The 7,052-nt window shown below is 62.6% G+C and carries 7 protein-coding genes and 1 tRNA gene; 4 read left to right on the top strand and 4 right to left on the bottom strand.

Features of this window, described 5'->3' with window-relative positions; all coding sequences use genetic code 11:
- From ACT6S0_RS13970 to ispB, 4 genes are all read right to left on the bottom strand, one after another.
- Positions 1–774 (bottom strand): type II secretion system F family protein (locus ACT6S0_RS13970; protein WP_444764436.1); only part of this gene is annotated, 774 nt, incomplete at its 3' end.
- 21 nt (positions 775–795) lie between these two features.
- On the bottom strand, positions 796–2,463 hold the full coding sequence (pilB, locus tag ACT6S0_RS13965) for a type IV-A pilus assembly ATPase PilB (RefSeq protein WP_444764437.1): 1,668 nt from the start codon (positions 2,461–2,463) through the stop codon (positions 796–798).
- A 212-nt stretch (positions 2,464–2,675) separates the two neighbouring features.
- Positions 2,676–2,752, bottom strand: a tRNA-Pro gene (locus ACT6S0_RS13960).
- A 22-nt stretch (positions 2,753–2,774) separates the two neighbouring features.
- Positions 2,775–3,704, bottom strand: coding sequence for an octaprenyl diphosphate synthase (gene ispB, locus ACT6S0_RS13955; RefSeq protein WP_444764435.1), 930 nt, complete (start codon positions 3,702–3,704; stop codon positions 2,775–2,777).
- Positions 3,705–4,047: 343 nt separating this feature from the next.
- Between ispB and rplU the strand changes: the two genes are divergently transcribed.
- The 4 genes from rplU to proB all read left to right on the top strand — a co-directional run bounded on the left by rplU (position 4,048) and on the right by proB (position 7,002).
- A complete protein-coding gene (gene rplU, locus ACT6S0_RS13950) occupies positions 4,048–4,359 on the top strand; it encodes a 50S ribosomal protein L21 (RefSeq protein WP_444764434.1) in 312 nt (103 codons plus the stop codon).
- A gap of 36 nt (positions 4,360–4,395) precedes the next feature.
- Entirely contained in the window at positions 4,396–4,659 is a 264-nt protein-coding gene (gene rpmA / locus ACT6S0_RS13945; protein ID WP_444764433.1) for a 50S ribosomal protein L27, read from the top strand.
- Between the two features lie 166 nt (positions 4,660–4,825).
- Complete coding sequence (gene obgE / locus ACT6S0_RS13940; RefSeq protein ID WP_444764432.1) at positions 4,826–5,890, top strand: GTPase ObgE; 1,065 nt, start codon at positions 4,826–4,828, stop codon at positions 5,888–5,890.
- A complete protein-coding gene (gene proB / locus ACT6S0_RS13935; protein WP_444764431.1) occupies positions 5,887–7,002 on the top strand; it encodes a glutamate 5-kinase in 1,116 nt (371 codons plus the stop codon). Before obgE ends, proB begins: the two co-directional genes overlap by 4 nt.
- The last annotated feature ends 50 nt before the right edge of the window (positions 7,003–7,052 follow it).

Here is a 7,052-nt window from a genome sequence, read left to right as displayed (position 1 = left end):
CAGCCGGTCCATACGCTTTTGCATCTTCTCGGAGCGCTTCCAGCTCTGGATGAAGAAATAGATGCCGCCGCCGAGGCCGCCAAAGATCGCCCACCAGTAGGAGACGAAGAATTTCGACATGGCGATGACCATCAGCGTCGGTGCCGGCAAGTCCGCGCCAAACGACTTGAACACGTCCTCGAATGAAGGTACCACGAAGATCATGATGACCGCCACGACGATGAAGGCCACGATCATCACGGCAACCGGATAGGTCAGTGCGGACTTGATCTTGTTCTTGATGGCGACCGTCTTCTCCTGATAGATCGCGAGCCGGTCCAGCAGCGCTTCCAAGATACCGCCAGTCTCGCCCGCCTCCACAAGGTTGCAGTAGAGGGCGTCGAAATACATCGGGTGCTTGCGGAACGCGGCGGACAGGCTGGTGCCGGTCTCCACGTCTTGCCGGATGTCGTTCAACAGTCGCGTCAGGCGCGGGTTGGTGGCACCGCGGCCGACGATGTCGAAGGCCTGCAGCAGCGGAACGCCGGCGCGCATCATCGTGGCCAGCTGGCGTGTGAAGACGGCGATGTCCTTCTGTTTGATGGAGGCGCCGCCACTGGTGCGACGCTTCTTGACCTTGTTGACGAGGATGCCCTGCCGGCGCAAGGTGGCGCTGACCATGGCTTCGCCGCCGGCGCGCAGTTCGCCCTTGACGATCTTGCCGTTGCGGTCCTTGCCCTCCCACTCGAAGACGAAGTCCTTGACGCCTTTTGCTGCGGCGGTGGCAGTGGCCATGCACGTTCCTCGAGACTGAAATTATTCGTTGGTGGCGGAGAGCACTTCTTCAAGCGTCGTGATCCCGCTGCGCACCTTGACCAGGCCAGATTGGCGCAGATCACGCACGCCTTCCTTCTTGGCTTGCTCGGCAATGTCCATCGCCGTACCCAAGGCCAGGATGATGCGCTGGATGGCTTCGGTGACGGGCATCACTTGGTACAGACCCAGCCGCCCCCGGTAACCGTTGGTGCAATTGCTGCAGCCCACTGCACGGTAGGGCTTCCAGCTGCCGTCGAAATCTTCCTCGACGAAGCCGGCCCTGAGCAAGGCTTCGCGCGGATAGTCGGCAGGTTGCTTGCAGTTCTCGCACAGCCGGCGCACCAGACGCTGGGCAGTGATCAGGAGCACGCTGGATGCGATATTGAACGGCGCCACGCCCATGTTGAGCAGGCGCGTCAGCGTCTTCGGCGCGTCATTGGTGTGCAGGGTTGACATGACCATGTGGCCGGTCTGCGCCGCCTTGATGGCGATGTCGGCCGTCTCCAGGTCGCGGATTTCGCCCACCATGATGATGTCCGGATCCTGGCGCAGGAAGGACTTGAGCGCGGCCGAGAAATTCAGGCCGGCCTTGTCGTTGACATTGACCTGATTGATGCCGGGCAGGTTGATTTCCGCCGGATCTTCGACGGTCGAAATGTTGACGCCTGGCTGGTTCAGGATGTTCAGGCAGGTGTAGAGAGACACCGTCTTGCCTGAACCCGTCGGGCCTGTCACCAGCACCATGCCGTACGGTCGGTAGATGGCGGCCAGGAGGCGTTCTTTCTCGATCTTCTCGTAACCGAGGGCTTCGATACCCAGCTTGGCCGAGGACGAGTCCAGGATACGGACAACGATCTTTTCGCCGAACAGCGTGGGCAAGGTGCTGACCCGAAAGTCGATGGATTTGCTGCCGAACTTCAGTTTCATGCGCCCGTCCTGGGGCACCCGTCGTTCTGCGATGTCCAAACGCGAGATCACCTTGATGCGGGAGGACAACTTGTCCTTGATGGCGATCGGCGGCTGGGTGATCTCACGCAGCTCGCCGTCGACGCGAAAGCGCACGCGGTAGTGAAACTCGTAAGGCTCGAAGTGAAGGTCGGAAGCGCGCAGATTGATGGCGTCGACCAGCATCTTTTGCAGGAAACGGACGACGGGTGCGTCCTCGACGTCGGCCATCTCGGCCGATTCCTGCTGTGGCGCCGCATCTTCCTCGCCGATGTCGAAGTCGAAGTCACCGCCGGCAATGGCCTCGAGCGTCTCCGCTGCAGTAACGCCGGCGCTGACCAGCATCTTGGTCAACTTGTCATGTTCGACAATGACCCATTCCGGTTGCAGTTGCGTCGCAAACTTGATGCGCTCGATTACTTCGAGTTCGGTCGGGTCAGCCCCGCCGATGAACAGGCGACTGCCGCGGCGTGACAGGGCTACAACCTGATACTGCTGCACCAGCTTGGCGTCGATGACGTTCTGCGGCATGCGCTGCGGGTCCAGTGCCGACAGGTCGAGTAGCGGCAACGCCAGCGCGCTGGAGAGCGTATGGGCCAGATCGAAGGCCGACACTTGTCCGCTTGCGATCACGGCGTTGACGAAACTGACCTTTTTCTCGCGTGCCTGCTTGACCAAGTCTTCGGCGGCTTTGCTCTGCAGCTTGCCGGCATGCACCAACATGCGCGCAACCCCGGACAGGGAAGACTGAAGCGGCTCAGCGAGCGTGGTTTCCACAGGTGGTTGCGTCGACGACGGATGGGCAGAGTCCGTCGATTGTGCCAGTCATGCGAGCAGGCGGAGGCAAACGAATTCCAGGGATAACCGCAACTTTTCAACGCCGCGAAGCTGCAATCCGTCGTGCTTTACGACCCTCGTCCCGAGGGCTAAAAACTTGGTCGGGGTGAGAGGATTCGAACCTCCGGCCTCTACGTCCCGAACGTAGCGCTCTACCAGGCTAAGCTACACCCCGATGTCTTTTGCCAATACGCCTACTACGAGTGACGCTCGACCGACTGAATTGCGAAGTCTAGCAGAGATTTTGTCCACTTGTTGGGAGGAAGCAGCTGCAGGCATTCCGCTGCATGCCGCGCCTCCGCGCGAGCGGCTTCCCGAGTCGATTCGAGGGCGCCAGTAGCGCGAACGATAGAAACGATCTCCTGGAGCTTCTCTTGTTCGCCTTCCTCGATCGCGTGCCGTAGCAGAGCGCGCTGTTCGGGCGTCGCGCGCTCCATGGCAATCAGCAACGGCAGGGTCGTCTTGCCTTCGCGCAGGTCATCGCCAATGTTCTTTCCGAGTTCATGGGCGTCGCCTTCGTAGTCGAGCACGTCGTCAATGAGTTGGAATGCGGTGCCTAGGGCGCGGCCGTAAGCGGCGCAGGCCTCCTCGACCTCCTGCGTCGCATCGGCGAGCACCGCGCCCAGACGCGCGCTGGCCTCAAAGAGCTTGGCCGTCTTGAAGCGAATCACGCGCAGATAGCTTTCCACGGTGATATCCGGGTCGTGCATATTCATCAACTGCAGGACCTCGCCTTCGGCAATGACGTTGGTGGCCTCCGCTAGCACCTCCAGCACGCGCATGCGGTCGACCGAAACCATCATCTGGAAGGCGCGTGAATACAGGAAGTCGCCGACCAGTACGCTCGCCGCATTGCCGAACAAGGCATTCGCGGTCGGTTTGCCGCGTCGCAATGAGGACTCGTCGACGACATCGTCGTGCAACAGGGTTGCCGTGTGAATGAACTCGACAACCGCAGCCAACTCGAAGCGAGAGCGCCGCTCGAAGCCCAGCGCGTTCGCAAACAACAACACGAGTTTGGGGCGCATGCGCTTGCCGCCCGCATGGACGATGTAGTGGGCGATCTGATCAATCAGCGCCACGTCTGAGCTCAGGCGCTGGGCGATGACTGCGTCCACCTGAGCCATTTCAGCGGCGAGTAGAGCGAGGACCTCGGCAACTTGCGATGGGGGCGAGGCTGACTCGACGCGCACTCTGGACTCTCAAGCTAGGGAGGCCGTCATTATAGGAAGCGCGTTTGCTCTAGGCGATGAGGGGCGGGTCCGCCGCTTGTCGGTCGCAGGATGAATTGCCATGCTTTTGCGCCAAGGGTATACTCGCGGGCTCTTTGCAACTCGCATGCCTCCAATTGTGCGGGCGGCAGGGGGATAAAACCGACAAAAAGGCCCGGCGAGGGTGGCGGCGTCACCTAGGGGTGACACAGGGCTGCTGGAGCCGGGTGAATGCACCTCCAGGTGCGAAAGGAAGAACATGTACGCGGTCATCAAAACCGGCGGCAAGCAGTACAAGGTTGCTGCTGGCGAAAAGATCAAGGTCGAGTTGCTCGACGCGGAAGTCGGCGCTGAGGTCACCATCGACCAAGTGCTGGCAGTTGGCAGTGGTGACGGCCTGACGATCGGCGCACCGCTCGTCGCTGGCGCCACGGTCAGTGCCAAAGTCGTCAGCCATGGCAAGCACGACAAGGTCCGCATCTTCAAGATGCGCCGTCGCAAGCACTACAAGAAGAGCCAAGGCCATCGCCAGAACTACACCGAGCTGGAAATCAGCGCGGTCAACGGCTGATCCAGTCGTCATTCGCTAATTTCTAGGAGCTAACTCATGGCACAGAAAAAAGGCGGCGGTTCCACACGGAACGGCCGCGATTCCAAGCCCAAGATGCTGGGCGTCAAGGCTTACGGCGGCGAGTTGATCTCCGCAGGCTCGATCATCGTGCGTCAACGCGGTACCAAGTTCCATCCCGGCGTGAATGTCGGCATTGGCAAGGACCACACGCTGTTTGCACTGGTCGATGGCCACGTTTCTTTCGCCATCAAGGGCGAGAAGAACCGCCAGACCGTCGTCATCACGCCGCTGGCAGCTTGATGGTGGCGTGATCCGGACGGGTCGACCGCCCGGACAGTCTCAAGCCCCGGCTCGCCGGGGCTTTTGCTTTTTGGATCCGGTTTGCCGGGGTTGTGTTTTGGAAAGCCCGCCCCGCGCAATCGCAGCGGGCGTGCCGCAACCCAGCCAGTACGATGGCTGACTCGCCATGAAATTCGTCGACGAAGCCACCATTGACATCGCAGCCGGCAACGGCGGTGCGGGCTGCGCGAGCTTTCGTCGCGAGAAGTTCATCCCGTTCGGCGGGCCGGACGGCGGTGACGGCGGCAAGGGCGGCAGCGTCTGGGCTGAAGCCGACCGCAACCTCAATACGCTGATCGACTACCGCTACGCGCGCCGCCATGAGGCTCGCAACGGTGAGGCCGGTCGCGGCTCGGATTGCTTCGGTGCGGCGGCCGACGACATCGTGCTGCGCGTGCCGGTTGGCACCATCATCACGGACCTGGAAACCGAGTCCGTCATCGGCGAATTGATCGAGCCCGGCCAACGCATCCTGCTCGCCAAGGGCGGCGATGGGGGCTTTGGCAACCTGCATTTCAAGACCAGCACCAACCGCGCGCCGCGTCAGAAGACGCCGGGCTGGCCGGGTGAGGCCAAGAAGCTGCGACTGGAACTGCGCGTGCTGGCCGACGTGGGCCTGCTGGGCCAGCCGAACGCAGGCAAGTCAACGTTGATCGCGGCGATCTCCAATGCCAAGCCCAAGATCGCCGACTATCCGTTCACGACGCTGCACCCCAACCTGGGCGTCGTGCGCGTCGCGCCAGAGAAGAGCTTCGTCGTCGCCGACATTCCTGGCCTGATCGAAGGTGCTGCCGAGGGGGCTGGCCTAGGCCACCAGTTCCTGCGCCATCTGCAGCGCACGCGTTTGCTGCTGCATGTCGTCGATCTCGCGCCCTTCGATCCTGAGGTCGATCCGGTCAAGGAAGCCAAGGCCATCGTGGCGGAGCTGAAGAAGTACGACGCCGGGCTGCATGCCAAGACGCGCTGGCTGGTGCTGAACAAGCTCGACATGGTCCCTGAAGATGAACGCGCTGCGCGTGTGAAGGAGTTCGTCAAGCGCTATCGCTGGAAGGGTCCGGTTTTCGAGATCTCGGCGCTGACGCGCCAAGGCTGCCAGCCCCTGATCCATGCCATCTACGACCATGTCGCCGCCGAGCAGCGCGTGCTGGTCGAGCCCGATATTCGCTTCGAGTCCAACAGCGCCGCCGAATGAGTCTGCTGTCCAGCGCGCGCCGAATCGTTGTCAAGGTCGGTTCCAGCCTCGTGACCAACGAGGGCCGGGGCATTGATGCCGAGGCCATCGCGAACTGGAGCCGCCAGCTGGCGGTGTTGGCGAGGGACGGGCGCGAGCTGATCATGGTGTCCAGCGGTGCCATTGCCGAGGGCATGAAGCGCCTGGGCTGGTCGACGCGCCCCAAGGAGTTGCACGAGCTGCAGGCCGCTGCAGCCGTCGGCCAGATGGGCCTGGCGCAGATGTACGAGAGCCAGCTCAGCGCCCAGGGCATGGCCAGCGCGCAGGTGTTGCTGACTCACGCCGACCTGGCCGACCGCGAGCGCTATCTCAATGCGCGCTCGACCTTGCTGACGCTGCTTGCCCATCGCGTGCTGCCGGTCATCAACGAGAACGACACCGTCGTCAACGACGAGATCAAGTTTGGCGACAACGACACGCTCGGCGCGTTGGTGGCCAACCTGGTCGAGGCTGACGCCCTCGTCATCCTGACGGACCAGCGTGGCCTGTACTCTGCCGATCCGCGCAAGGACGCGACTGCGCACTTCATCGACAACGCCCAGGCCGGCGACCCGGAACTCGAGCGCATGGCCGGCGGCGCGGGGTCCAGCATCGGCCGCGGCGGCATGATTACGAAGATCCTCGCTGCCAAGCGCGCGGCCGGTAGCGGTGCAGGCACTGTCATCGCATGGGGACGGGAGCCCGATGTACTGGTGCGCCTGGCCGGCGGCGAAGCCATCGGCACGGCGCTGCACGCGGCAACGCCCAAGCTGGCGGCGCGCAAGCAATGGATGGTCGACCATCTGCAGATGCGCGGCGCTGTGCGGATCGACGCTGGTGCCGTGGTCAAGCTTCGCGGCGAAGGCAAGAGCTTGCTGCCCATTGGGGTGACCGAGGTGCAGGGCGACTTTCACCGTGGCGACGTCATCGCCGTGCTGGCGCCCGACGGCGCCGAACTGGCGCGCGGCCTGGCCAACTATTCAGCCGCTGAGTCGCGACTGATTGCACGCAAGCCGTCATCGGAGTTCGAGAGCCTGCTGGGCTACGCGGCCGAACCGGAACTCATCCACCGCGACAATCTGGTGCTGCGCTAGCAGTGCCCAGATCGCGGCGGAGCCACAACTTGGTGTCGCGTTAACTGCAA

It is taken from the genome of Roseateles sp., from assembly GCF_052436255.1.
Lineage (GTDB): Bacteria > Pseudomonadota > Gammaproteobacteria > Burkholderiales > Burkholderiaceae_C > Pelomonas.
Note: the sequence above shows the minus strand (reverse complement) of the source record. Positions and strands in the feature narration are given on the sequence as shown.